Origin of the sequence: Streptomyces sp. NPDC058985 (genome assembly GCF_042740985.1) — a bacterium.
GTDB lineage: Bacteria > Actinomycetota > Actinomycetes > Streptomycetales > Streptomycetaceae > Streptomyces.
The window spans coordinates 198,661-224,250 of record NZ_JBHYJX010000005.1; the positions used below are offsets into that span (position 1 = coordinate 198,661).

Sequence of the window (25,590 nt, forward strand, 5' to 3'; positions counted from 1 at the left end):
TCACCTGTCGGCATCGGCATCGGCATCGGCGGCGCGGCGTTCGGCCAGCGCCTTGGCCTTCGTGACCGCTTCGCGGTGCGCGCGCTCCTTTGAGGCCTGGAAGAGGGGGACGAGTTCCGCCATGGCGGGATTGCGCGGAGCCATGGTGAGTTCCGGGACGATGAAGTCGACGTCCAGGCCGAGAGTGCGCCCGAGGACGGCCTCCAGGTAGTTCCGCACGAACTCGAAGCCCTCGCGTGGCGTCCCGGGCGCGTAGGAGCCGCCGCGGCTCGCGACCACCACGGCCGGGGTCCCCTGGGCCGAGGGCGCCTCACCGGCCGTGCGACCGAGCAGCAGCACGCTGTCCAGCCACGCCTTCAGGGTTGACGGCACCGTGTAGTTGTACATGGGGGCGCCGATGACGACGGCATCCGCCCGCTCCAGTTCCTCGATGAGCTCCAGGCGGGCGGCGAAGGCGGCGGACTGGTCGGCCGTGCGCTCCGACGGATCGGCGTAACCGGCCGACCAGGCGTCGTGGGTGATGTGCGGGACGGGTTCGGCGGCGAGGTCGCGGTAGACCACCGTGCCGCCCGGGTGCTGCTCCTCCCAGCTCCGGCGGAAGGCGGCCGTGACCGACCGGGACGCGGACGCCCCGGAGGGGAAGACGGACGAATCGATGTGCAGAAGTGTGGCCATGAAGCGTCTCCGTGCAGAGGTGTCGGGGCCCGGACGATGGCCGGGCTGCTCACGCAATGAAGTTATACACGAGATGGTCGCGAATGATACTGTCGCATTCGAGCCCATGATCGTGAGCAACTAGGGAGATGCGTCTTCATGGACGTCTACGAGGCGGTCGCGAGCCGACGGTCCGTACGCCGATTCACCGACCGGCCCGTCCCGCGGGAAGTCCTCGAGCGCGTGCTGTCCGCCGCCGCGTGGGCGCCCTCCGGATCGAACCTCCAGCCCTGGCACGCCTTCGTCCTCACGGGTGGGCCGCTGGACTCGGTCAAGAAGCGGGCGGCTGCCCGGCTGGCCGCAGGCGGTCCCTGGGACGAACCCGAGTACGAGCAGTACCCGCCCGACCTCAAGTCCCCGTACCAGGAGCGCCGGAACGCCTTCGGGGAGCAGCGCTACGGTGCCCTCGGGATCCCGCGGGCCGACGTCGAGGCACGGCAGCGGGCCGCCTCGGCGAACTGGGACTGCTTCGGGGCGCCGGCCGCGATGTTCTGCTACATCGACCGCGATCTGGGCCGCCCGCAGTGGAGCGACGTGGGCATGTTCCTCCAGACGGTGATGCTGCTCCTGCGCGCGGAGGGGCTGCACAGCTGCACACAGATGGCGTGGGCCAAGTTCCACCGGACCGTCGCCGAGACCGTGATGCCCCCGCGGGACCTGACCCTCTTCTGCGGCATGTCGATCGGATACGAGTGCCCCGATGCCCGCATCCCCCGCACCGGCCGGGCTCCGGTGCGGGAGACGGTCACGTTCGTCGACGTCTGAGACTCATTCCTTCGGGCGCCTGAAGGAGCCTTCGCACCCGGCTCCCCACACAGTGGTCCGTGAGCCACACATCCCATGAGGAGAGGATTGCCATGAAGATCGCGGTCATCGGCGGTACGGGCCTGATCGGATCACAGGTCGTGGAGAAGCTGGACGCGGCCGGACACGAGGCGGTGCCGCACTCGCTGTCCACCGGCGTGGACGTCATCAGCGGGCAGGGCGTGGCCCAGGCCGTCGCGGGAGCCGACGTCGTCGTCAACCTGACGAACAGCCCGACCTTCGACGACGCCTCGCCGGCCTTCTTCCGGACCTCCATGGGCAACCTGCTGACCGCGGCCCGCGAGGGCGGGGTGGGTCACTTCGTCGTCCTCTCCATCGTCGGCGTCGACAAGGTGCCGGAGCTGGACTACTACCGTGCCAAGGCCCTCCAGGAGGAGCTTCTGCGGTCCGGGCCGGTGCCCTACTCCATCGTGCGCGCCACCCAGTTCATGGAGTTCATGGACGCGGTGCTGTCCTGGACGGCCGACGGCGACACCGTCCGTCTCCCGGCCACGCCCATCCAGCCGATCGCCGCCAAGGACGTGGCCGAGGCGGTCGCACAGGTCGCGCTCGGCGCCCCGCTGAACGGCATCCGCGACATCGGCGGACCCGAGGTCTTCGCCCTCGACGAACTGGGCCGGCTGACCCTCTCCCACAAGGGCGACGCCCGCTCGGTCGTCACCGACCCCACCGCCGGCATGTTCGCGGCCGTCAGGGGCGACGTCCTCACCGACACGAACGCCCACCTGGCACCGACCCGGTACGCCGACTGGCTCTCCTGAGGTGCGGGGGTCCGGCCCGCGCCGCTGCCGGCACCGCCACGAAGCGCACGCCGCCGGGTCAGGGTCGCTCGTCGGCCACGTCGTCCTCGCTCGGTGTCGGCCCCGTGTGGGCGCGGTCGTGGGCCCACAGCCGCCGCAGCCGGTCGAGGCGGGAGATCGCGGGCGTGGCGGTGACGCCGTGCAGGACGACGGAGGCGAGGACGGTGAAGGCCACGACGGCCCACAGCTCACCGGAGGGCACGTGAAAGCCTTCCGTTCCGAGTGCGTGTGCGAGGTAGAACAGCGACCCGATCCCGCGGACTCCGAAGAAGGCGGTGACCAGGCGTTCCCGGGGTCCTGCCGCCGTGCCGAACTGCGCGACCCAGCCGGTCAGGGGCCGGGCGACGAGCAGCAGGAGCAGACCGACGACGGCACCTCGCCATGTCAGGTCCTCCAGAGCGCCCTGCGCCACACAGACACCCAGCAGGAAGAGGAGACCGGCGGTGAGCAGCCGCTCGACCTGCTCCACGAAGTCGTGCAGCACCGTGTGGTAGCCGTGGTCGCGCTCGGCGGCGCGGATGCGGCACGCGGTGACGAAGACGGCGAGGAAGCCGTATCCGTGGGCGAGTTCGGTGACGCCGTAGGAGAGGAACGTGGCACCCAGGGCGACGAAGCCCTCCCGGTGCTCGGACAGCCGTACGGCCTGCCGGGCGGCACGGAAGAAGAGCCAGCCGAGCAGCTTGCCCACGGCCAGGCCGGCCAGCACGCCGACCACACAGGCGTACAGCACGTCGACCAGCAGCCAGTGACCCACCCAGCCGCCGGAAAGGCCGGTCCCGGCCGCCGCGGTCAGCGCGATCGCCGCCATGACGACGGGAAACGCCAAACCGTCGTTGAGGCCCGCCTCGCTGGTGAGGGCGAAACGGACCTCGTCCTCGTCGTGCTCGGAGTCGGTGGGCGCGCCCACCCGCACCTCGGAGGCGAGCACCGGGTCGGTGGGCGCGAGCACGGCGGCGAGCAGCAGCGCCGCGGCCGGCGGCCAGTCCAGCAGCCACCAGGCCAGGAGCCCCGTCGCCGCGATCGTGAGCGGCATGGTGACGCCGAGCAGCCGCCAGGTGGCACGCCACCGGCGCGCACCGAAAGGACGGTTGAGCGCGAGGCCCGCGCCCATCAGTGACACGATGACGCAGATCTCGGTCAGGTGCTCCACCCACACCCGGTCGCGCGCCAGGTCGATGTCCGGCAACGGGGTGGGCAGCAGTTGCAGCAGGATCCCGCAGGCCAGGAAGACCAGCGGCATGGACAGCGGCCGCCGGGCCACGAGCCGGGGGAGTACCGCCGCCGCCAGAGCACCCGCCCCGAGCACGGTGAAGAGGAAATCAGCCAAGGTCACCGCTGACGTGTGCCCGCCGACCCGAGACCGTACGCGCGCAACGCTCGCCCAGGGTGTCCCCGGATCCCTCCGCCCTCGCCCCGGAGGGTGCGCCGCCGGCCCAGGGCGGTCGGATTACCGAAGTCTGACGTCCTCCCGGAGCCCCTGGCCCAGTGACCCCCGGGGTGCTCCAATGACGAGGTGAACCCTGAACCACCCGATCGGAACGGCGCTCCCGTGGGCCGGCGCGTTTTCCTCGGCACCCTCGGCCTCGGAGCGCTCGGGGTCGTCGCCGCACCCACACTGCAACGCGGTTTGGAGGCGTTCCTGGGTGGCGCCGCCCAGCGGGACCCCACCGGCTTGACGGACCTCCTCCCCAACGGCGGCGGCTTCCGCTACTACTCGGTCACCTCCTCCGTACCGCACAAGGACGCCGCGAGCTACCGGCTCACTGTGGACGGCCTGGTCGAGCGGCCGACGACGTACTCGCTGGCCGATCTCAGGGCGCTGCCCCAGACCCGCATGGTGCGCGACGTCCAGTGCGTCACCGGGTGGCGGGTGCCGGGCACCGCCTTCGAGGGGGTGCGTCTGTCCGAGCTGCTGGAGGCCGCGGGGGTGCGCGGGACGGCGGGCGCGGTACGCTTCACCTGCTTCGACGGCGCGTACTCGGAGAGCCTCACCCTGGAGCAGGCCCGCCGGGCGGACGTCCTGGTCGCCCTGCGCATGCGGGACGAGGACCTCGGCCACGCGCACGGCGGCCCGGTACGCCTGTACGTGGCGCCCATGTACTTCTACAAGTCCGCCAAGTGGCTCTCCGGGATCAGGCTCACGGAGAACGTCCGGCCGGGCTACTGGGAGGAGCGCGGCTACGACGTCGACGCCTGGGTGGGCCGTTCGAACGGACGGGACGATGAGCCGACGACCTGACCGCCCTCCCGCCTCCGTCCGCGTGCCGCGGTTCAGCCTCACCGAACGCTGGGCCCACCGTGTGACGGCCGGGCTGATGGGCGTGTGCGTGCTGACCGCGGCCTGCCTGTACGTTCCACAGCTCGCCCAACTCGTGGGCCGCAGGGCTCTCTTGGTGACCGTGCACCAATGGGCCGGGGTGGCACTTCCGGTTCCGGTCCTGGCCGCGCTGGGTTCGCGCGCCCTGCGCACGGACCTCGGTCTGCTGAACCGCTTCGGCCCGCACGACCGGCGCTGGCTGCTCGCCGTATTGCGCAGGGACGGACGGCGGGCTTCCCGTCCCGCGCACAAGTTCAACGCGGGGCAGAAGATCTACGCGGCCTGGGTGGCGAGCGCGACGCTGGTGATGCTGGGCACCGGGCTGATGATGTGGTTCACCCACCTCACGCCCCTGGTGTGGCGCACCAGTGCCACGTTCGTCCACGACTGGCTGGCCCTGACCCTCGGCATCGTCCTGGCGGGCCACGTCGGGATGGCCCTCGCCGACCCCGAGGCCCGCCGGGGCATGCGAACGGGTTCGGTCACGCGGGCGTGGGCCGAGCGGGAGCATCCACTGTGGGCGGGCGAGTTCTCGTGCGTACCCGGGCCCTCCGGGACGCCGCCCCCGCCGACGGGACCGCGACCGACCACCACGGACCCGGCCCCTAGGGGCGACGCCCCCCGGGGCTGACGCGTCCGGGCGCTCGGCTCAGCCGCGGTCGTGCAGGGTCACCTGATAGCCGTCGGGGTCGGCGAAGGTGAAGGTGCGGCCGAACGGCCCGTCGACGGGGGTCGAGACGATCGTCGTACCGGCGGCGGCGAGGGCGTCGTGGATGTCCTGCGCGTCGGGGGCGTGCAGCCACAGGGCCATTCCCCGGCCGGGCTGCGCCATCGCGTCCAGGTCGACGCCCGCGACGGCATCGCGTACGGCGAACGCGATGGGCTTGGTGTCGAACACGACGGCGTGCGGCGGTCCCGCGTTGGAGCGCTTCAATCCGAGGTACCGCTCGTAGAAGGCGGCGGAGCGCTCCAGGTCGCGCACCTGCAGTGAGACGAAGTCGGGTCCGGTGACGGCCATGATCTGCGCCTTTCGTTGAATGTCAGTCTTCTGACATGCCTCACCGTATGTCAGACTGCTGACATGAGTCAAGGTGAGCCCGGCATCGAGCTGGACACGTCGTTGGGGTACATGCTGAAAGCGGCTTCGAGCGCCCTGCACTCCGCCATGGAGGCCGTGCTGAAGCCGATGGGCATGACGATCACCCACTACTCCTGCCTGGAGCTGCTCGCCCAGCGGCCGGGCCTGTCCAACTCCGAGCTGGCCCGCGGGACCTTCGTCACCCGGCAGTCGATGAACGTGCTCCTGCAGGCCCTCGAACGCCAGGGGCTGGTCGTCCGCGCCGCACAGGCACCCGTGGGCAGGGCCCTGCCCACGGAGCTGACCGCCGCCGGGCGTCGCCAGCTCCAGGCGGCCAGCGCCGCGGTCCGTCGCGTCGAGCAGGACATGCTGGCCAATCTGAACGCGGCCGATCAGGATCAGATGCGGCGCCTGCTCAGGGAATGCATCGCCTCGCTGAGTGCACCGCCCGCCTCGGCGGACTGACGGCGGGTGGGCCTTGCCGGCCGGCGGAGCGTGCGTTCGTGCTACAAATGCCTCCTCGGCCCCTCGTGGCCGGTGCGCAGGTCCGGCTGTTGGGAACGAGCAGTCCTCCTTCCGTGTGATCAAAGGGGTGGCCGTGTCCGACCGTACTGACCGGGACGAAGCGGGCTTCACGGCGCCCGCTTCCTTGTCGGTCCTGGAGCGGCTGGCGCTGCTCGCCGACACCACGGCCCAGCTGATCTCCAACATCGATGTCGACGAAGCACTTCATCGCGTAGTCGCCCTGATCGTGCCGCGTCTCGCGGACTGGGCCGTCATCGACCTGGTCACAGCGGCCGAAGAGGTCTCGCGGCACCTGGTGGTCCATGCCGAGCAGGGAAAGCTCGTGAGACGCGAGGACCTTCAAGGCCCTATGCCGCCGGTCTCCGAACACTCACCCATGCCGTTGTCTCGGGCCCTGCGCGGTGTCGCCTCGAACTTGGCCGGGCCGGAGACCTACCAGGGGCCTCCCGACAGCGGCATCGCGGTGGAGCAGCGCAGACTGTTCGAGGCCACCGGGATCAGGACCGCGGCCATCGCTCCCATCCGCGGTCCCCGGGAGGTCGTCGGCGCCCTCACGCTGGGGCGCTCGGACGCGAGCGACCAGGACTTCACCGCGGACGACCTCACCCTGCTCGAGGACATCGCCCGACGCGTCGGGCTGGCTCTGGAGAACGGACGTCACTACCAGCGCCAGGCCCAGGTCGCCGAGACCATGCAGCGATACCTGCTGCCCCAGCTCCCGCAGCTGCCGGGTATCGCGATGACCGCTCGCTACCTGGCCGCACCGGATGCGTCTCATATCGGCGGAGACTGGTACGACGCTTTCCCGCTGCCCTGCCGCGATACGGCACTGGTCATCGGAGACGTGGTCGGACACGACCTCGAGGCGGCGGCCGGCATGGCACAGCTGCGCAACATGCTGAGAGCGTTCGCCTGGTCCGAGGACCGGCCGCCGCAGGGCATCGTCGAGGAACTCGACCAGGCCCTGGCTCACATCACCGATGTCCGCATGGCCACCATGATCATGGCCCGCCTGAAGCCGGACCCCGCCGGGGTGTGGCATCTGCGATGGACCAACGCCGGACACCCGCCGCCTCTCCTCGTCGACCACAACGGCCTGACCCGGTATCTGGACGAGGCCCGCGGTCTGCTCCTGGGCACCGCGATGAAGCAGTCCCGGACCGACGCCCAGATCGACCTGCCCCCCGATTCCACCCTCGTCTTCTACACCGACGGCCTGATCGAGTCCCGCACCCACTCCCTGGACACCGGGATGGAGAACCTGCGCCGGCATGCGGCCTCCTTGGCCCACCGTCCGCTGGACAGCTTCGCCGACGAGCTACTGCGGCGTGCCCGTCCCGCCGACAACGATGACGACGTGGCGCTCCTCGTCCTCCGCATCCCGTCGCCCTGATCGCTCTGCCTCCCTATCGCCGTACCGGTGCGGTCCGCCGCTCGTGCTCCGGGACCAGCCGGATCTCGCGACCGCGCCAACGCCGGCGCAGCCAGCGGTCGTGGCCGGCGACCACGATCGCGCCCGGTCCGGTGGCCAGCGCGTCCTCCAGTTCGTCGCACAGCCTGGGGGAGAGGTGGTTGGTCGGCTCGTCCAGCAAGAGCAACTGGGGCGGACGGGCGACCAGCAGTGCCAGCGCCAGCCGACGACCCTGCCCCACCGAGAGCCGCCCGACCGGTTTGTCCAGGTCGGCCGCGTGCAGCAGGCCGAGCGACACCAGCGGCACCCGCTCCGCCCGGGCGGCGCCCAGCGCCGTCTCGTACGTGTGACGGACCGTGCGCTCGGGACGGTCGAAGACGCTGTCCTGGGCGAGCAGCGCCACCGACAGACCGCGCCGCCTGCGCACCTCGCCCTCGGTGACCGTCATCCGCCCCGAGACCACGGCCAGCAGCGTCGACTTTCCCGCTCCGTTGCCACCCGTGACCAGCAGCCGGTCGGTGGCGGCCACCTCCAGCCCGTCCAGCGCGAGCCGCCCCGGCACGCGCACGCCGCGCAGAGCGACCAGTGGCCGCGGGCCCTCGTCCACCCGGGCCGTCAGGTCGCCGGCCGCGAACCGCAGGGGCCGTGGCGGTTCGCCGACCTGGACGCGCTCCAGTTCCTCCAGCCGCCGGGTGGCGTTGCGCACTCGGCGGGAGATCGACGACTGGACCCGGCCCGCCCGGTGGCCGTAGCCCATCTTCTCGTTGTCGGTGCGGCCCCGGTCCGGAGCCACCCGGTGCGCGGTCACCCCCGCCGACGTGCGCAGTTCCTCCAGTTCATCCTGCTCCTCGGCGTACCGCCGCTCCCAGCGCTCCCGCTCCGCGCGCCTCTGGGACAGGTAGGCGCTGTAATCGCCGCCGTAGCGGACCGGGCCGTCCACGGCCGGGTCGAGGTCGATCAGGTCGGTGCAGACAGCGTCGAGGAACGCCCGGTCGTGGCTGGCGAACACGACGGCCCCGGGCATCGACCGGAGCTGTTCCTCCAGGAACGCGGCGGCACCGTCGTCCAGGTGGTTGGTCGGCTCGTCCAGGAGCAGCGCCGAGGGCCGCCGGACGAGCAGCGCGGCCAGGGCGAGCCGGCCGCGCTGCCCGCCCGACAGCGAGCCGAGCGTGCGGGCATGGTCCACGGCGCCGAGACCCAGCCCGTCCAGGACCAGGGCGGCGTGGCGGTCGGCGTCCCACGACTCCCGGTCCTGGACCTGCTCCAGGCGCTTGCCGTAGGCGTCGAGGACGTCCTGGTGGCCGGGGTCGTCCTCGGGAACCCGGGCGAGTTCCCCGCCCAGGCGGTCCAGCTCGGCGAGGTCCTCCCGGGCCTCGCGCAGCGCCCCGTCCAGGACGGCTGCGACGGTCGTACCGGCGTCGAAAGGCAACTCCTGGTGGAGGAAGCCGAGGTCGGCGGGGCGGGTGACGCTGCCCTCGTCGGGTGCGTCCACCCCGGCGAGGACCCGCAGCAGGGTCGACTTGCCGACACCGTTCTCCCCGATCAAACCGATGCGGTGGCCGGGGGAGGCCCTCAGTGAGACACCGTCGAGGACACGGCGTCCACCCAGGTTGAGGATCAGGTCGCGGGCGAGAAGTGCGGGCTGTGGCATGGATCGGTCGTGACGGCTCACACCGCCGGAGCCTCGGCTTCCTCCAGCGTCCCGCCGGCCAGCCGCAGCCGCCGGGTGATCCCGATCTCGGAGAGGAACCGCTCGTCGTGGCTGACCACCATGAAGGCTCCCCGATAGGAGTTGAGCGCGCTCTCCAACTGGCCCACGCCGACGAGGTCGAGGTTGTTCGTCGGCTCGTCGAGCAGCAGCAGATGGGGCGCCGGCTCCGCACACAGGACGCACGCCAGGGTGGCGCGCAGCCGCTCACCGCCGGAGAGCACACCGACCGGCAGATGCGCACGCGGGCCACGGAAGAGAAACCGGGCGAGCAGATTCATCCGCTCCCCCTCGGGCCGCTCCGGGGCGAACGCGGCGAAGTTCTCCGCCACCGTACGGCCCAGGTCCAGCAGGTCCAGCCGCTGCGAGAGGTGGGCGATCCGTCCGTCGTTGCGCTTGACCTCTCCGCTGTCCGGAAGGAGGTCGCCGGTGATCAGCCGCATCAGGGTGGTCTTTCCGGCGCCGTTGGGGCCGGTCAACGCGATGCGCTCCGGGCCCCGGACGGTGAGGTCGACGCCGTTCGCGGCGAACACGTCCGCGTCACCGAGCCGCACCCGCACGCCCTCGCCGAGGAACAGGTTGCGTCCGGCGGGCACCTGGGTGTCGGGCAGCTCCAGGCTGAGCTTGACCTCTTCGCGCAGGGCGCGGCCGGCCTCGTCGAGGCGGGCCTCGGCCTCGCTGACCCGGGCGGCGTGCATCGTGCCGGACCTGCCCGCGGCCTCCTGCGCACCACGCTTCATGTTCCCCGCGAAGATCCGCGGCAGACCTGCGTCCTTGAGGTTCCTCTGTGCGTTGCCGGCCCGGCGCTCGGCGCGTTCACGGGCCTGCCGCATCTCCCGCTTCTCGCGCTTGAGTTCCTGCTTGGCGCTGCGGACGTTCTTCTCGGCGACCTCCTGCCCGGCGAGTACGGCCGCTTCGTACTCGGTGAAGCGGCCGCCGTAGAGCCGCAGTTCGTCGCTGCCGAGTTCCGCGACGCGCTCCATGCGGTCCAGGAGCGCCCGGTCGTGGCTGACCAGGAGCAGGCAGCCGGTGAAGTCCGACAGGACGTCGTACAGCTTGTGCCGGGCTTCCGCGTCGAGATTGTTGGTGGGCTCGTCGAGGAGGAGGACGTCGGGCCGCTTGAGCAGTTGGGCGGCGAGGCCGAGGGAGACGACCTGGCCGCCGCGGAGCGTGGCGAGGCCGCGGTCCAGTGCGAGGCCGGTCAGGCCGAGACGGTCGAGCTGTGCGCGGGTGCGCTCCTCGACGTCCCAGTCGTCGCCGATGGTGGCGAAGTGCCCCTCGTCGACGTCCCCGGACTCCACGGCGTCCAGCGCGCGGATCACTTCGGCGACGCCGAGCACCTCGGCGACCGTGAGATCCACCGTCAGCGGCAGGCTCTGCGGGAGGTGTCCGAGGGTACCGCTGACCGACACCGAGCCGGTGCGCGGCCGGAGTTCACCGGCGATCAGCTTGAGCAGGGTGGACTTGCCGGAACCGTTGGGGGCGACGAGACCGGTGCGGCCCGGCGGCACGGTGAAGGACAGACCGTCGAAGACCTGCGTGTCGTCGGGCCAGGCGAAGGAGAGGTTCGAACAGACGATGGCGGCGTCGGACATGAAGAGGAGACCTCTGAGGAAACGAGGGCAGAGCGTTGTCCCCTGCCCTGGGCAGACGTGGGAAAAGAGGTACGACGGGACGGGCCACTTCGGCAGCGCTTCCGAGCGCCGGCCGGTGGCCGTCAGATCCGGATCTCACCCGGAGATGTCGTCGTCACCCACCACGTCTGAAACTCCTCCATAGACGGTCTACGCGGCTGCCGAGAATAGCAGGCACGGTCCGCCCCGCAGGAGACGCCGGCGCAGGCAGGCCGATCCCGCCTTCCCAGGGGCCTCACCCCTCGTGCCGGTACGTTCCGTCGGCGGGTCCCGGACGGCCTGCGCCGGTCGCGGTGGCGAGATCCGCGGCGAGGGCGTGCAGCCACACGTCCAGGTCGACCAGGAGGGACCGCGCCCCGGGCGCCGTCGCGGACCGGACGACCGGAGACAGCGGTGCGATCCGCAACGTGACCCCTCGCGACGGAAGATCGGCCGCCCGCAGTGCGGCGGCCGCAACCTGCCGCCCCGCCGTCTCCACCCACCGCCGCGCGCCCGGCGGGAGGTCGGGCGCGCCCTGCGGAGGCGGCAGCCAGTAGGCGCCGGTGAGCACGCGCGAACCGTAGTTGAGGGCGGCGAGCCAGTCCGGGCCGTCGTCGTCCGACCGGAGCGCGGGCTCCGTGCGGAACTGCGCGTACGCGGCCTCCGCGATGCGCAGCCGATGCAGGGCGGGCCACAGGGAGCCGGCCGTGGGCCGGCCGGCCGTGTGCCGCTCCGCGACCTCGGCACTCGGCGCGGCCCGGCGGCCGATCAAGGAGTCGGCGGTGTCCCGCACCACAGGCGCGGTGGCCCGCAGCAATGCCGCCACACTGCGCCGCATCTCGGTGCGCGCCCCGGCCGGCCAGGCGAGGAGCCCGCAGACCAGCCCGATGCCGCTGCCGGTCAGCACGTCGACCAAGCGCGCCTCCTCCAGCCGCCACGTCACCGGGGCGATCTGGGCGAACGCCGTCGACACCACCAGCGTGAACAGGCCCTGCGCCCACGCGGGTCCGCCGACGGGTCCCACCGAGAAGGCGATCACCATCATCGGCACCAGCAGGCCGGCGTAGACCGCCGTCGCGTCACCCGCCCCGATGATGAGCGCCCCCGCGACGACGGCACCGATGAGCGTGCCCGCGGCGGCCGACCGCACGGCAGACCAGGTGCCGACCGCCGTCGTCCGCGCCAGGGTGAGCACGCTCAACAGAACCCAGAAGCCGTGTGACAGATCGAGCGACCCGGCCACAAGACGGGCGAGGGCGAGCCCCAGCGCCGTACGGACCGCGTTCTGGAACACGACGGAGCGTGGCGTGAGATTGCCGCGGATCCGCACGAGCCAGAGGGGCACCACCGGCACCCTCGCGTACCAGAACTGCTCGTGGGGGAGTCCGGGCAGAGCCCGACCGCCGCCCGTCGCGAGGTCGGCGGCGGTGCGCACGGTGACCGCCGAGACCGCCACCGTCAGCAGCGTCGACCTGCGCCGCAGGAGCGCATAAGGAGGATCGCCGCGGCCCTCCGGCTCGCCGGCCCGCTCGTCCAGAAAGCGCGCCGTCATCTCCTCGACGAACTCGGCACCCCGGACGGAACGGCCACCACGCAACACAGCCGCGGCGTCGGAGCAGGTCACCGCGACACCGTGCAGCAGGGTCTGCGAGGCCGTGTCGGCGGGAGCAGGCGGCAGTTCCCCGAGGGTGGCCAGCTGGTCCAGCAACCGGCGGACCGCCGATCCGGCCTGGGCCAGCGCCCGGTCCCTCCGGCCGGCACCGGTCGGCCGGCTCCCGTGGGGTTGCCGGGAGAACCGCAGCTCCCGCCCGGTCGTCCGCAGCCGGCGTGCCCTCCCGTCGTCAACGGATTCGGCCCGGAGCAGCAGCCGGGCCGTGTGGGCGGCCAGGTCGAGGGCGTCCGCGACCCGCTCGGCGTAAGAGGGCCGTCGCGGTGACGGGAAGAGCAGCAGCTCGCCCACCAGCAGCGCTGTGGCGCCGAGGAACAGGCCCAGCAGCCGCTCGGGCAGCGTGGCGGGCGCGTAGGGCGGGAAGCAGGCCAGGATGTAGCAGAGCTGCAGCCCGGGTACGACGCTCGCGAGCCGCGGGGCGCAGGCCGCACCGAACGCCAGGGCGAGGGTGACGAGGAGCATGCCCACAGCCGCCGCCCACGTCGTCACCGCGAGGGCGGTCCCGAGCGCGACCAGCGCCGCGGCGGCGGGCGCAGCACGCTGCTCGCGCGGTGACGCCCCGAGCCCGGCAGCGAGGACAGGACGCCGAAGGCGATGGGGATGAAGAGGGCGTACAGAGCGACGACCGGCCGGTCCATGAGGTACGCCGCAGGGTAGAAACCGGCGGCCGCGGCGAGCGCCACCCGCACCGCGTGCACGCTTCCGCCGAACGACCGGGTGAGTGACGGCAGTCTCGGCATCCTCCCCCTTCCCGACGGTCCACCAGCACGGACTCCTCGACCACGGAGTCCCGCGCCCGCCACATCATGCCGAGCGCGCGCGGAAGGCGGCGGCCGCCGCACCCCGGAGGTCCGGCAGGCTCGCCCGACCGGCGCATCGGAGACGAGCGAGCGGCGCGGAGTTGCCGGATACGGCTCGTTTCAGCCGTCGGCGGTGGTCTTCAGGACGTCGCAGGTGTTCTGGAACTCCTCCATCAGCCGGGTGGCCTCGACGACGAGGACCCCGTACGGGCGGGAGGCGTCCGACAGGGGAAGCGAGTCGTCGTGCGCCGTTGTGAGCACGTTCTGCAGGGCGTCCTGGGCGAGCGTGGCCAGGTGGCACATCTCCGCGGCCTGCTCGGTGAGGCTGTCCGCATCGAGGGACGCCATGATGTGGGCGATGTCGCGCAGGCTGCTCGCGAAATGCGCATACGCGCGCAAGGTCGGGGCGTAGGTGTAGGTGTTCTCCGTCTCGCGCCAGCGCCCCAGGCTGCGGGTGAGGGAGCCCAGCTGATAGACGGCGCGTTCCAGGGCGTCGACACTCTGCTGATAGCGCCCGAACGTCAGGTAACGGCGGTGGGCGGGCAGCAGGCGGCGCGGGTTGAAGGGGAGGCTGTTCTCCGCGGTGGCAATACCCGCCCGGGCCTGCCCGACCGCGCGTTGCGCGCTTTCGCCGGCGGCACGCCACTGCTTGGCCCGTTCGGCGTCCACGTCGCCCGTGCACAGGCCGTCGGCCATGTCGTCCAGCAGGCTCTCGATCTCGGCGGCCAGGACCTGCAGACCGTGCTCGGCGCCGCGGTACCGCAGGGGCGGCGCGATGGTCAGGTTCACGAGGAGGCCGAGACCGCAGCCGACGAGCACCAGCAGGACGATCTGCCCGAGCTCGGTCACCCGCTCGCCGGTGCTGGTCGCGGCGGCGTAGGTGGAGAAGGCGAAGAAGGCAGCGGTGGCGACCTGCGAGCGTTGCTCACCCAGGGCGGGCCACTGTCCGATGGTGAGGGCGATCACGGCGACCAGAACGAACGCGACGAGATCCGGGCCGGCGACGAACCCCACGGCCGCCTGCACGGCCACCCCCACGGTGACCGCTGCGGTGTAACGCAACGCCTGCCAAACCGACTGGTAGATCGTCGCATTCATGATCAGTACGGCGGAGAACGGTGCGAACGCCGGCGAGGCAGCGTGCAGGAGGTCCTGCGCCGTCCACCACGCCAGTGTCGCCGCCAATGCGCTCTTCCCGATCAGAAGCGCCGTGTTCCGCTCGTGCCCGGGCGCATCCCACGCCCTGCGCAGCCATGCCCTGCAGCCTCGTACCCATTCCACTTTCGTGCCCCGAACTCCCACTCGCTGATCTCGTACGGCGGAGCAGGTACCCACCACAGGCCGGATATGTAAAAGGGCGAAGCAATGATTCCGGTGGTGTACACGCCACGGAGGGAGTGTGTCACTGGGAGGACGCGGTGGTGGTCGTGACATTCCGGGCCTGCTGCCACTGGGCTGGGAAGAGCACGTGCGAGGGCTTCTCGGCCGAGGAGCGGCCGCGAGCCGCGGCAAAGTTCGCGGCGGGACCAACGGTGGTGGGGTGCGTTCAGACGTCGTCTCATTTCGAGTGCCAGATAGTCTGCGAATACGAACTATGATCACCAGCAAGGCGGGGTCGTAGCACAGAGGTAGTGCGCCGCGACATCATCTCGGAGGACGTCGGTTCGAATCCGACCGCCCCGCCCCTTCAGTCCAGGACGTCGCCCGTTGGCCCGATGCTGTGGTCGGTGACGCGCCGATTCAGCGACGAGTGCCCCGCGTTGTCACCCTGGAGCCGCAGGACGACGGCCGCCGCTGGAGATCGTCTTCAAAGGTCAGATCCAGAGCAGGATTGAGGCGATGGTGACGGCCGCCTGGTAGGACTCGCCGGTTTTGTCGTAGCGGGTGGGTGCGCCACGGGGCGCCATGGAATCGAGTGAGGTGAGAGACCTTCACCGCCGGGTTGTCGTAGCAATCCGGTCGAAGCTGGAGGCGGTTCGGTTCGGGGGATGCCGAGTCGAACGGTAAGCAGCCCCGACAACGCCGGGACGGGTTGGTACTGCCTGACGCCCCGCAATTACGACACCGGCTCGAAGCTGGCGGATCTGGGCCGGACGCAGTGCACGATCACCAGCGCTCCTCGGTGGTCGCTCCGAGGCCGGGAAATCCGGTCACATGGGGAAGGTGGCCAGCAAGTCAGCAGTAGGGAGACTGGAATGCCAGGAGGCTGTCGCCGGTGCCCGACCACCACAGCCATAGCGGCTTGTTGACCCCACCGCTGGGCAGCTTCTCCACGACCAGGCGGATGACGGTGCCTTCCATGAGGGGGAGTGGTCCGTCGTGGTCGAGCCATGCGGCCCAGTGGGTCAGCCGCGGGTGCAGCCGGTCCCATGCCTGCGCGGTCGCCTTTCCATAAGCCGGGTGGCCGTGGCGGTCACGGCCTGCTCGGTGCCCCAGGTTGCGGCGTTACCGAAGACGAATTCGCCGCCGTGCTTGGGTGGCCGGCCGTCCTTGGGGTTGGCCGGGTGAAACTCTTCGCGCGAGGGTGCCGGACGCCGCATCACCCGATCCGAACGGAGCCGGCCGAGGACCTCGACGGGCAGGCCGCCCAGGAGATGGGTATCCAGCAGATCCCCCTGGACAACCGGCGCCTGAAGCAGTAACTCGAAGCCGCCACCGGTGTCACCCGCGTGGGAACCCACGGGCGCCGTCCGCAAGCCCGCCAGGTTTTCCTGAGCTTCGGAGTCAAGCGAAGACCGGGGTCTCAACGACGCTCTAATCCTGGCTTCAGGTTGATCGGGGACAATGAGCGGCAAACGCATCGACTGGAAGGGGGCGGGCCGGCGTGCGGATCATGATCGCGGATGATGAAGCGGCCATCCGTGAGTCGCTGGAGCGGGTGCTCCAGGTCGAGGGTTACGACACCAGCACTGTCGCCAACGGTCTCGCCGTGCTCGACGGGGTCGGTGGGGCCGGCGGTGACACACTGGATCTGCTGATCCTCGACGTGATGATGCCCCGCCTCGGTGGGTTGGAGACCTGCCGGCGTCTGCGGGCCGCTGGTCTGAATCTGCCGGTGCTGATGCTGACCGCCCGTGACCAGGTCTCCGACCGGGTCACGGGGCTGGACGCGGGCGCCGACGACTACCTGCCCAAGCCGTTCGCCACCGAGGAGTTGCTGGCCCGGGTGCGGGCCCTGCTGCGCCGGCGCACGCCGGCCGACGAGGAGTCGCAGATCCTGTCGTTCGCCGACGTCCGGCTCGATCCTGACCGGTTCGAGGCGTGGCGGGGCGAGCGGCCGCTGCGCTTGACCCGGACCGAGTTCTCCCTCCTGCAGGTCCTCGTGCGCAACGCGACCCGGGTCTTGACCCGCGACGCGCTGTTCGAGGCGATCTGGGGCTTCGACATGAGCGCCACCGCCAACAATTTGCAGGTATACGTGAGCTACCTGCGCCGCAAGATGGAGGCCGAGGGCGAGCCGCGAATGATCTACACGCTGCGTGGCCTGGGATACACGTTGCGGGAGACTCCTCCGTGAGCAGGCCCGCCGGCCGGGAACCGCACCGGCTGACCCGATGGTGGCGCCTGCGGTCCCTGCGGACCAGGCTGACGGTGATCGCGGCGACGGCCATCGCGGTCAGCGTGTTCGGGGCCTTCCAGGTGGCCAGCGAGCTACTGGACTGGGAGCTGCGGGACACCGCCGAGAATCAGTTGCGCGCCGACTCCCGTGTCCTGGCGACGAACGCCCAGCGCGCCGGTCTGGCGCAGGTCCAGCTACCGCCGTATGCCGGATCCGGTCGGCTGGTGCGGGTCATCCTGCCCGACGGCTCGACCCGGACGCCGGCCGGCCAACCCGCCCTGCCCCCCGTCAGCGAGCACGCCGGGCGCGTGGCGCAGGGAGCGTCGGCCGACCTGATGGAGTCGAACGACAGCGACGAGGACGGCTACCTCATCTACACGCTGCGGGCGGGCGACGGCGCGGTCCAGGTGGCCCGCGTCGCCGACGACACCCCGATCAACCGCTTCGGGTTCGGCATGCTGCTGATCGGACTGCTCTGCGTGGTCGGCGGCGCCCTTGTCGGGCGGACCGTGGCGCGGACCGGGCTGGCACCGATCGACCGGCTGACCGCCGCCGCGGTACGTGTCGCGCGCACCCGGGATCTCGACGCCGACATCCCGGATGAGGGCGGCGGGGAGATCCGGCGGCTGATCCAGTCGATCAACGACATGCTCGCCGCGCTCCGGGACTCCCGGCGGGCCCAGCGGCTGCTCGCCGAGGACGCCGCCCACGAGCTCAAGACCCCGCTCACCAGCCTGCGCCTCAACGTCGAGCTGCTGATCCGGCTCGATCGGCGCGGCACCCTGGACAGCGCACTGCCGGCGGAGAGCCGGACCCGGCTGCTCAACGATCTCGGCGCCCAGGTGGCCGAGTTGAGCACCCTTGCCGCCGAGCTGACCGACCTGGCGCGCGGTGACGTCAGCGACGAGAACACTGAGCTGCTCGACCTCGCCGACGTGGTGGTGGCCGCCGCGACCCGGGCGCGTTCCCGCGTGCCCGACATCGAGGTCGCGCTCGACGTGACCTCCGTGTGGGTGAGCGGGCGTCCCGCCGCGCTCCAGCGAGCGGTGCTCAACCTCATCGACAACGCCGGCAAGTGGTCCCCCGCGGACCAGCCGGTCCAGGTCCGGCTCCGTACCGAGGGCGCGTCGGCGGTGCTCGAGGTCGACGACGCCGGGCCGGGCATCGACGCCGTCGACGTACCGCGGGTGTTCGACCGGTTCTACCGTGCCGACAGCGCCCGGTCGTTGCCGGGCTCCGGCCTGGGGCTGTCGATCGTGCAGCGGGTCGTCGACGCCCACGGCGGCCGGGCCACCGTCGCCCGCTCCGCACGTGGTGGCGCGCTGCTTCTGGTCGACCTTCCGGCCGCGGCCCCGCCCGCCCCGAGCGCGCGACTCACCGCCGGGGAGGACACCGCGGTGCGCTGACCCGCCCCGGCGGCGCGGCGCGGGACCAAAGGGCGGCGACCGTCGGGCCCGTGAAGAGATCCGGGGCGGGCCTGGGTCCCCGTCCAGGATCTCGTCCGTGCCGCCGTGCTCACCGATGCAGCGCGGGCTCCTCGCCGTCGGCGAGCGGCTGATGACTGTCCGGCAGCTCCTCCGCTGAACGGGACAGCCGGCTCGGCCACCAGATCCGCCGGCCGACCAGCAGGGTGAGGGCGGGCACCAGGACCGACCGCACCAGCAGGGCGTCGAGCAGCACGCCGAAGGCCACCAGGAACCCGACCTCGATCAGCATCACCAGCGGAAGTGTGACGAGGACCGCGAACGTGGCCGCCAGGACCAGGCCTGCCGAGGTGATGACGCCACCGGTAGCGGAGAGGGCTTTGAGCATGCCCTCTCTGGTGCCGAGGCGCACCGTCTCCTCCCGGGCCCGGCTGGCCAGGAAGATGTTGTAGTCGACGCCGAGCGCCACCAGGAACAGGAATGCCAGCAGCGGCACCGAAGAGTCGACGCCCTTGAACCCGAGGATCGTGTCGAAGACGAACACGCTGCCGCCGAAGGCCGCGGCGAATGAGACGATCACGGTGGCCATCAGGACCAGAGGGGCCACGATCGCGCGCAGCAGCAGCCCGAGGACGATCAGCACGACGGCGAGCACCAGCGGGATCACCAGCTTCTCGTCGCGCTTGGTGGTCACCTCGGTGTCGAGGTTCTCCGCACTGGGCCCGCCGACGATCGCCTCCGCCCCGCTCACCGCGTGTACGGCGGTGCGCACCCGCTTGATCGTGTCGTACTCCGCGACGGTGTCCGGCGTGTCCTTCGGGAACACGGAGATGTTGGCCCAGCCACCGCTGGTCCGCTCCGGGACGGCCAGGGCCACACCCCGGGTGTCCTTGACGATGTCGAGCACCCGCTCCTGGTGCGCCGGCCGCGTGAAGATCGTCATCGGCTGGCCGCCGAGCTCCGGGAAGTGCTGGCGGAGGACGGTGAAGCCGGTGACCGACTCCGGCGCGGACAGGAACTGGTCCTGCTCCCGCAGGGCGCCGGTGTTGCCCGCCAGCCCGAGGGCGAGCACGCCGAGGACTCCGAGCGAGCCGAGCGTCGCCACCCACCGGCGGCGGCTGATGGCGGTACCGAGCCGTCCCCACAGCCCGGGCTTCTCCTCCAAGGCCGTGCTGACCCGCGGGATGGTCGGCCAGAAGATCCGCCTGCCGAGCACCACGAGCATCGCCGGGAACAGCGTCAGCATGGCCACCAGCGCGCACAGGATGCCGGCCGCACCGACCGGGCCCAACCCGCTGGTGCTGTTCAGGTCCGCGACGAGCAGGCAGAGCAGGCCGGCGACCACGGTGGCCGCGGACGCGACGACGGCCGGCGCCGCGCTGCGCAGCGCGCGGACCATTGCGACCCGGACGTTCTCATGGTGGTGCAGTGCCTCCCGATATCGAGCGATGAGCAACAGCGCGTAGTCCGTGCCGACGCCGAACACCAGGATCGTCAGCAGCGCCGAGTTCTGGTCGTTGACCACGATGCCGAAGCCCTTGACGAGCAGGTAGACGGTCCCCATCGAGGTCAGCGCGGCCGCGCCCACCACCACCAGCGGGATGATCCACAACACCGGGCTGCGGTAGGTGAGGATGAGCAGGAGCGTGACGACGACGATGGTGGTGAGCAGGACCTGCACGTCGATGCCGTCGAAGACGGCATCCATGTCGCCGTCGATCGCGCCCGGGCCGGTCACGTCGAGTTCCAGGCCGGCGGGGCGGTCCTTCGCGGCGTCACGCAACGGGCCGACGATGTCCTCCGGGGCGCCGTAGGCCGTGCTCACCTCAAGGGTGAACATCATCGCCTGGCCATCGGTGGAGGGGCTCGCCGGTGAGCCCTCGTCGTCCTCGCCGGCCGTCGCCTTCGGCGGGTACCGCTTGGCAAGGGTGTTGTAGTGGCGCTCGACCGTCGCGCGGTCGGCGCCGGTCATGCCGCCGGCGCGGTGGTACACGAAGAGGAACGTGTTGTCGTCACCCTCGGGAAGACTGTCCTCCAGCACCGCCACCTTGGTCGACTCGGCGCCGGCCGGCAGGGTGTCTACGGCGCTGTCGGTGGTGACCGAGCTCAACTTTCCGCTCAGCGGCACCATGCCTGCCGCCAGCACCAGCCACAAGCCAATCACCAACCACGGCACCCACCGGCCTGCCAACCGGCTGGCCGGCGCTTCCCCGGACGGCGCTGCGTTGACTGCCATCACTAGCCTCCTGCATACGGGTTGCATCGCTTGTTCGATGGCCTACTTCCTAACGAGCGAAGCTGAGACGACCGTTAGAGGAGGTGATGCCGCCGTGAGCCGACGAATAGAGGTACCGAGCAAGCAGGGGCGGCGGCTTCAGGAAGCCGGCGGTGCCGGTTCATTGCACCGCAGTCACGTCGGCCGCGGTCCGGCAAAACCAGATCGGCAACGTGGCTGCGCGCCGTGACACCCGTGCCTTGCCCCAGGTACGTCTTTCGTCCCCCACCGCACGACAGCAACTATCAGGAATTGGGAAACCAGGTCGAGAGGCGCTTGGCGATGACCGTTACATCGACCCTGTCCTGCTCGACGTCCCCGGCGAACGGACCGGCGGATTATCCGCGGAGTTACCGTACTTGTGGTCTCGCAAGAGACCGATACAACTGCGTCAACTGGGCCTTCCGGTGAGCAGTGGGGTGGACACCCTCTGTGCTACCGAGAGGCCCTGCCTTCATGCCTCGCGCATCCACAATCGCCCGAACAGCACACCGCTACGGAACCCCCGGCCCCACACCCGGTTTCGAGAATCGCCCTCACTTGACGCAGCGTCATCTTCAGGTGGTGCACAACTGACCAGGTTCCCAGCACGGATGACAAAGTCCGAAGGCCAAGATGACCCTAGGGTCCATGGGCGAGGCCAGAGAAGGGCAGCTGTCACGGCGAGTGGACGTCCCGCCCTCGTGCAGGCCCATCGCAGGCTCGCGGTCGTCCCGCCGTAGTGACTCGGCAGGCTGTGTTTCAGCAGGTCAGCGTCTGGGACGTCCCGGGATGAGGCCACTTCTGTGCCGACTGTGGCCGGGCATCGCGCCAGAGCCGCAGTCTCGTTGCGGGTCGACCGGTGTGGTCGGTTCCGTTCATCGCACGTCATCGGAGGAGGCAGCAGGGGCGCTCTCTCGAAGGCACTCGTCAGTGTCACCGCCGCGGTCGGGGTCGCTGTTGGCGCCCTGGCCGCCGCGGGCACGGCCGTGGCGGCTTCCGCGCCGTCCCATCGGCAGAGGGTGGGCGCGCGGAACCAGTGGTGTCACCTCCGGCAGGTTCGGTGTGCCGTTGCCGTCTGTTGGTCACGTAGTTCTGAGCAGTTCTCGGGAGAGATGAACCTCTGACCGGAACATGGAAAGGTGCACATCGGTGAGGCGGAAGTATTCGGCCACGTTCACGCTTACGGTTCTCTTCCTGCTCGCAGGTTGCGCTGATGAACCGCGACCGTGGGAGGACATCTCAGGCTCCAGGGTGCGGGATCTGACCAACGAGGAAGTCGTCGAGATCGAGCGGGCCGAACAGAAACTCATCAAGACGTGTATGAGGGGCAAGGGGTTCCCCTACTGGGAGTTCCCAGTGCCCAGCGTTGACGAGCGAAAGTCCGGAAACTACGTCATCGAGTCCGTGCGGTGGGCCGAGATGCACGGATACGGTCGAGAGTTCGAAGAACGTGGCGAAAAGATTCGAACCTCCCACCGGACCGTCATATACCAGAACAAACTGCCCAAGGAAGGGCGTGTCAGTTATACCCAGGCTCTCGACGGCGACTACAGGGAGAGGATGACAGTCAAACTCCCCGGACACCTTGGCAAGGTAGAAACCCCACGCGGGGGATGTACCAACGAAGCACGTGCCGAACTCTACGGCGATGCCACGATCTGGTACACCGCACGCCGGACCGTGGAGAGCGCCCTCCCCCTCTACGTGCAGGCCCTCAAGCAGGACGAACGCTTCACGAAAGCGCTCCGTCGGTGGGCCGACTGCATGACGAGAGCCGGACGGTCCTTCGACAGCCCCGACGATCTCCGGCAGAAGAGGGCGGCGGCCGTCGAGGAGATGCCGGATACCGAAGCTGACGCCTTCGACAGGAAGCTCGCCGTCACCGAGGCGACCTGCGCTGTCGAGTCCTCCCTGGGCAAGGTGCTCCGCGACCTGGAGACCGACTACCGGGCCTCGACGCTGGAGCCGTACAGCGAAGAGTGGTCCACCTACCGCAAGATGCGCCTGCACGCCCTGCGGCAGGCCCAGGGCGTCCCGTCCTGACCACGACTCCGGCAGACGTTCGACTGCCGGCAAGCAGACACCTGCAACAGAGGAGATCAGCATGCGCATGTCCACATTTGGCTCGGCTGCCGTCGTGGCGGCCCTGACGGGGGTCGCGGTCCTTGGCCTCGGCCCCAGTGCTTCAGCCGAAACCCCCGGGACCTGCTGGGACAACTACGAAAACGCCGTCAGCGGTTACATGTCCGCCTACTCGCAGGTCAACTGTGACGGCTTCATCGGCATGGCTGAGGGCAACGACCTGAACTGGGGCGACAGCTCCGGCTCTTTTCGGGGCAATGACGCCTACAGCGCCAGCTCCGTCGTCAACAAGGGCAACTACTCTGAGGTGAAGTTCTACCTGGGGACGGGAGGCAACAGCAATTTCCACATCTGCCTCACTCGCGCCGAGGGATTCGTCCGGGATCTCACCGACGACTACTGGCTCGGAGACAGAAACTTCGGCTCCGTCAACAACGCCATAGGTTCGCACCGTTGGGTCGCCAGGACTGCGTGCTCGGCCCTCGCGGTGTGACCCTCACCAACACAGCCTTGGACACAGTCGTGCATCTGGCCAGTAGGCGGGCCGTGGGGCTGTTTCAAAGGACCAGTGGTAGTGGGAAGTTGCGGGTCATGGTGGTGTGACGCCGGCTGCCGTCCCGTCTCGTACGCAACGAAGCTCCGGTTGGTGCGGTGGCCTCTCAAGACGCCCTGCCGAACCGGAGCTTCGATGTGCCGTCAGTCTGCCAGTGTCTGTCTGATCAAGTCGCCCTCGCGTCAGCAGCGCACCCTTGCGTGACTGCGCAGCGGCTGGCCACGCTGGCCGACCCGCGGCATCGGTGCGGGAAGCGTCACCCGTTCGTGAGCGTGCCGCTCATCGCCTGCTCGGCTGTGCTGGCCGGGGCACGCTCGTTCGCCGCGATCGGGCAGTGGGCCCGCAACGCCCCACAGGACGCCCTCGCTCGCCTCGGCGTCCGCACGACGACCGTGTTCAGCACCCGGATCGCGCCGCAAGGTGGCCATCCGGCCGCGTCCTGAACACCGTCTGCCCCGGCGGAGTCGCCGAGCTGCTCGGTGCCGACCCGGCCGGAGCAGACACCCTGGCCGTCGATGGCAAGAGCGCCCGCGGCTCATGCAACCCGGCCGCCCCATCTGCTGGCCGCGATGACCGGGACCGGGCAGACCATCAGCCAGTTGCGGGTGCCGGACAAGACCAACGAGATCACCTGCCTCGTCGCCCTGCTGGAGCCGTATGACCTGGCCGACGTGACGGTGACTGCCGACGCGCTGCACACCCAGCGCGAGCACTCCCGGTTCCTCATGGAGGACAAGGGCCCCACGACCTGCTCTGATCAAGGCCAACCAGCCCGGACGGTTCTGAAGTTGAGGTAGTTGTCCTGGACGCAGGCCACCGCGCGGCGCTACGACCGCGAAACGGTGCACGGCAGCAAGGAGACACGGAGACTTCGAACACCTCACCCAACGGCACGGAAGCCCTGTCCGTTTCGGACACCAAGGTCATCATCCGATCGGTGGCCACTCTGAAAGAGGCTCAGTAAGTTCTCGTCATAGCCTCAGCGGCATGTCGAACGTATCCAGTTACGCCACATCTCACCGGCTCCGCCGTGGGAGGGTGGTCTTTGCCCCTCGTCCCGGTGTCTGCTGGAACCGTCGAACAAGGAGTGGGGCACGGTAGGAGGCGTGAGTGAAGGGCCCTGACCTGTCCCGCGATGCTCGTCTGGCCGCCCACGGCGCCGTTTCCACATCGCTGGCGCTGCGCAGCGACCGCAGTCTGCGCGGGTTCGTGGACGCCGGCGCACGGCTGGGGTCGGGTATCGGCGGGAGAACGGTCCTGCTGGAGGTCGAAGGAACCCGGGTCTTCGTCAAGCAGGTACGGCTGACCGATCTGGAAAGACGGCCGGAGCATGTTCACTCCACCGCGAATCTGTTCGGGCTCCCGGCCTTCTGTCACTACGGCATCGGCACCATCGGCGGCCCGGGGTTCGGAGCCTGGCGGGAGTTGGCCGCACACACCATGACGACGAACTGGGTGGTCGCGGGGGACTACGAGGGCTTCCCTCTGCTGTACCACTGGCGGGTGATCCCGGACTCTGGCCAGCCGCTGCCCGAGGAACTGGCCGATGTGGACCGAACTGTCGCCTACTGGGGAGGCGGATCAGCGGTACGCCGGCGAATCGAAGCTCTCCAGCAGTCCACAGCAAGCCTTGTGCTGTTCCTGGAATACATCCCGCAGAACCTGCACGACTGGCTGGGCGTCCAGATCGGGGCCGGCGACGAGGCGGCCGAGCGGGCCTGCGCCATGGTGGACGCCGAGCTGAAAGCCGGCATCGCGTTCATGAACGCCCGCGGACTGCTGCACTTCGACGCCCACTTCGAGAACATCCTCACCAACGGCCAGCGGGTCTTCTTCACCGACTACGGCCTCGCGATCTCCTCACGCTTCGACCTCACACGAGACGAAGCCGACTTCTTTGACCAGCACCGCACCTACGACCAGTACTACGCCATCACCCACCTGGTGAACTGGCTGGCCGTCGCGCTCCATGGACATACACCGGAAGAACGCAGAACGTTCGTGAACGCGTGCGCCCAAGGGGTGCCCCCAGAGGGGGTTCCCACGTCGGTCGCCGCGCTCCTTGTCCGTTATGCACCCGTCGCCGCGGTGATGGGTAGCTTCTACCGTGAGTTTCAGCAGGAGAGCCGAGCAGCTCCCCATCCGCTGGCAAAGATCTGCCGGATGGGGCGAAGTACGTGATCAGCAGTCGCCGGTCACAGGCATGCGGTGAACCGGCCGCCGGGTGGCTTCCGCAGCCAGCCCCGGTCGACCAG

The 25,590-nt window shown here is 70.1% G+C and carries 22 protein-coding genes and 1 pseudogene; 13 read left to right on the forward strand and 10 right to left on the reverse strand.

Going from position 1 to position 25,590, the window contains the following annotated elements:
* On the reverse strand, positions 1-675 hold the full coding sequence (locus ACFW01_RS06525; RefSeq protein ID WP_384502532.1) for an FMN-dependent NADH-azoreductase: 675 nt from the start codon (positions 673-675) through the stop codon (positions 1-3).
* A 138-nt stretch (positions 676-813) separates the two neighbouring features.
* On the opposite strand from ACFW01_RS06525, the gene ACFW01_RS06530 reads away from it, so the two are divergent.
* Entirely contained in the window at positions 814-1,479 is a 666-nt protein-coding gene (locus ACFW01_RS06530; protein WP_384502533.1) for a nitroreductase, read from the forward strand.
* 92 nt (positions 1,480-1,571) lie between these two features.
* Positions 1,572-2,300: an NAD(P)H-binding protein gene (locus ACFW01_RS06535; protein ID WP_234959073.1), complete on the forward strand. Its 729-nt coding sequence runs from the start codon at positions 1,572-1,574 to the stop codon at positions 2,298-2,300.
* 58 nt (positions 2,301-2,358) lie between these two features.
* On the opposite strand, the gene ACFW01_RS06540 is transcribed toward ACFW01_RS06535, so the two are convergent.
* Entirely contained in the window at positions 2,359-3,672 is a 1,314-nt protein-coding gene (locus ACFW01_RS06540; RefSeq protein ID WP_384502534.1) for a cation:proton antiporter, read from the reverse strand.
* Between the two features lie 180 nt (positions 3,673-3,852).
* Between ACFW01_RS06540 and ACFW01_RS06545 the strand changes: the two genes are divergently transcribed.
* Together ACFW01_RS06545 and ACFW01_RS06550 are read left to right on the forward strand one after the other, a co-directional pair.
* Complete coding sequence (locus ACFW01_RS06545; protein WP_384502535.1) at positions 3,853-4,578, forward strand: molybdopterin-dependent oxidoreductase; 726 nt, start codon at positions 3,853-3,855, stop codon at positions 4,576-4,578.
* Complete coding sequence (locus ACFW01_RS06550; protein WP_384502536.1) at positions 4,562-5,287, forward strand: cytochrome b/b6 domain-containing protein; 726 nt, start codon at positions 4,562-4,564, stop codon at positions 5,285-5,287. The genes ACFW01_RS06545 and ACFW01_RS06550 overlap by 17 nt, the downstream gene beginning before the upstream one ends.
* Before the next feature lie 18 nt (positions 5,288-5,305).
* On the opposite strand, the gene ACFW01_RS06555 is transcribed toward ACFW01_RS06550, so the two are convergent.
* Positions 5,306-5,674: a VOC family protein gene (locus ACFW01_RS06555; RefSeq protein ID WP_384502537.1), complete on the reverse strand. Its 369-nt coding sequence runs from the start codon at positions 5,672-5,674 to the stop codon at positions 5,306-5,308.
* Between the two features lie 63 nt (positions 5,675-5,737).
* Here ACFW01_RS06555 and ACFW01_RS06560 point away from each other — a divergent pair, with 63 nt between their 5' ends.
* Positions 5,738-6,199 (forward strand): MarR family transcriptional regulator, encoded by a 462-nt coding sequence (locus ACFW01_RS06560; protein WP_234959078.1) that lies wholly within the window; start codon positions 5,738-5,740, stop codon positions 6,197-6,199.
* Positions 6,200-6,332: 133 nt separating this feature from the next.
* Entirely contained in the window at positions 6,333-7,652 is a 1,320-nt protein-coding gene (locus ACFW01_RS06565; RefSeq protein ID WP_234959079.1) for a GAF domain-containing SpoIIE family protein phosphatase, read from the forward strand.
* Between the two features lie 13 nt (positions 7,653-7,665).
* Here the strand turns inward: ACFW01_RS06565 and ACFW01_RS06570 are convergent, their stop codons facing one another.
* The 6 genes and pseudogenes from ACFW01_RS06570 to ACFW01_RS06595 form a co-directional block, all read right to left on the reverse strand.
* Positions 7,666-9,321, reverse strand: coding sequence for an ABC-F family ATP-binding cassette domain-containing protein (locus tag ACFW01_RS06570; protein WP_384502538.1), 1,656 nt, complete (start codon positions 9,319-9,321; stop codon positions 7,666-7,668).
* Between the two features lie 17 nt (positions 9,322-9,338).
* Entirely contained in the window at positions 9,339-10,973 is a 1,635-nt protein-coding gene (locus tag ACFW01_RS06575) for an ABC-F family ATP-binding cassette domain-containing protein (protein ID WP_384502539.1), read from the reverse strand.
* Between the two features lie 274 nt (positions 10,974-11,247).
* Positions 11,248-13,149: an FUSC family protein gene (locus tag ACFW01_RS06580; RefSeq protein ID WP_384502540.1), complete on the reverse strand. Its 1,902-nt coding sequence runs from the start codon at positions 13,147-13,149 to the stop codon at positions 11,248-11,250.
* Positions 13,146-13,400, reverse strand: a complete 255-nt coding sequence (locus ACFW01_RS06585; RefSeq protein WP_384502541.1) for a hypothetical protein — start codon at positions 13,398-13,400, stop codon at positions 13,146-13,148. The genes ACFW01_RS06580 and ACFW01_RS06585 overlap by 4 nt, the downstream gene beginning before the upstream one ends.
* Positions 13,401-13,580: 180 nt before the next feature.
* Entirely contained in the window at positions 13,581-14,762 is a 1,182-nt protein-coding gene (locus ACFW01_RS06590) for an aromatic acid exporter family protein (RefSeq protein ID WP_384502542.1), read from the reverse strand.
* A gap of 912 nt (positions 14,763-15,674) precedes the next feature.
* A pseudogene (locus ACFW01_RS06595) lies at positions 15,675-16,054 on the reverse strand (transposase); the annotation flags it as partial.
* A gap of 230 nt (positions 16,055-16,284) precedes the next feature.
* Between ACFW01_RS06595 and ACFW01_RS06600 the strand changes: the two are divergent.
* Complete coding sequence (locus ACFW01_RS06600) at positions 16,285-16,977, forward strand: response regulator transcription factor (protein WP_384502543.1); 693 nt, start codon at positions 16,285-16,287, stop codon at positions 16,975-16,977.
* The gene (locus ACFW01_RS06605) at positions 16,974-18,425 is read left to right on the forward strand and encodes an ATP-binding protein (RefSeq protein WP_384502544.1); all 1,452 of its coding nucleotides are present in this window, start codon (positions 16,974-16,976) and stop codon (positions 18,423-18,425) included. The genes ACFW01_RS06600 and ACFW01_RS06605 overlap by 4 nt, the downstream gene beginning before the upstream one ends.
* A 109-nt stretch (positions 18,426-18,534) precedes the next feature.
* Here ACFW01_RS06605 and ACFW01_RS06610 read toward each other — a convergent pair whose 3' ends face one another.
* Complete coding sequence (locus ACFW01_RS06610) at positions 18,535-20,679, reverse strand: MMPL family transporter (RefSeq protein ID WP_234959085.1); 2,145 nt, start codon at positions 20,677-20,679, stop codon at positions 18,535-18,537.
* A 1,170-nt stretch (positions 20,680-21,849) separates the two neighbouring features.
* On the opposite strand from ACFW01_RS06610, the gene ACFW01_RS06615 reads away from it, so the two are divergent.
* From ACFW01_RS06615 to ACFW01_RS06635, 5 genes are all read left to right on the forward strand, one after another.
* Positions 21,850-22,743 (forward strand): hypothetical protein, encoded by an 894-nt coding sequence (locus ACFW01_RS06615; protein WP_234959086.1) that lies wholly within the window; start codon positions 21,850-21,852, stop codon positions 22,741-22,743.
* A gap of 61 nt (positions 22,744-22,804) precedes the next feature.
* Positions 22,805-23,275 (forward strand): hypothetical protein, encoded by a 471-nt coding sequence (locus ACFW01_RS06620; protein WP_234959087.1) that lies wholly within the window; start codon positions 22,805-22,807, stop codon positions 23,273-23,275.
* Between the two features lie 326 nt (positions 23,276-23,601).
* A complete protein-coding gene (locus ACFW01_RS06625; RefSeq protein WP_384502545.1) occupies positions 23,602-23,778 on the forward strand; it encodes a hypothetical protein in 177 nt (58 codons plus the stop codon).
* 72 nt (positions 23,779-23,850) lie between these two features.
* Positions 23,851-24,132 carry a hypothetical protein gene (locus ACFW01_RS06630; RefSeq protein WP_234959089.1) on the forward strand — a complete coding sequence of 94 codons (282 nt, stop codon included), beginning with the start codon at positions 23,851-23,853 and terminating at the stop codon, positions 24,130-24,132.
* Between the two features lie 313 nt (positions 24,133-24,445).
* Positions 24,446-25,516 (forward strand): protein kinase family protein, encoded by a 1,071-nt coding sequence (locus ACFW01_RS06635; RefSeq protein ID WP_234959090.1) that lies wholly within the window; start codon positions 24,446-24,448, stop codon positions 25,514-25,516.
* The last annotated feature ends 74 nt before the right edge of the window (positions 25,517-25,590 follow it).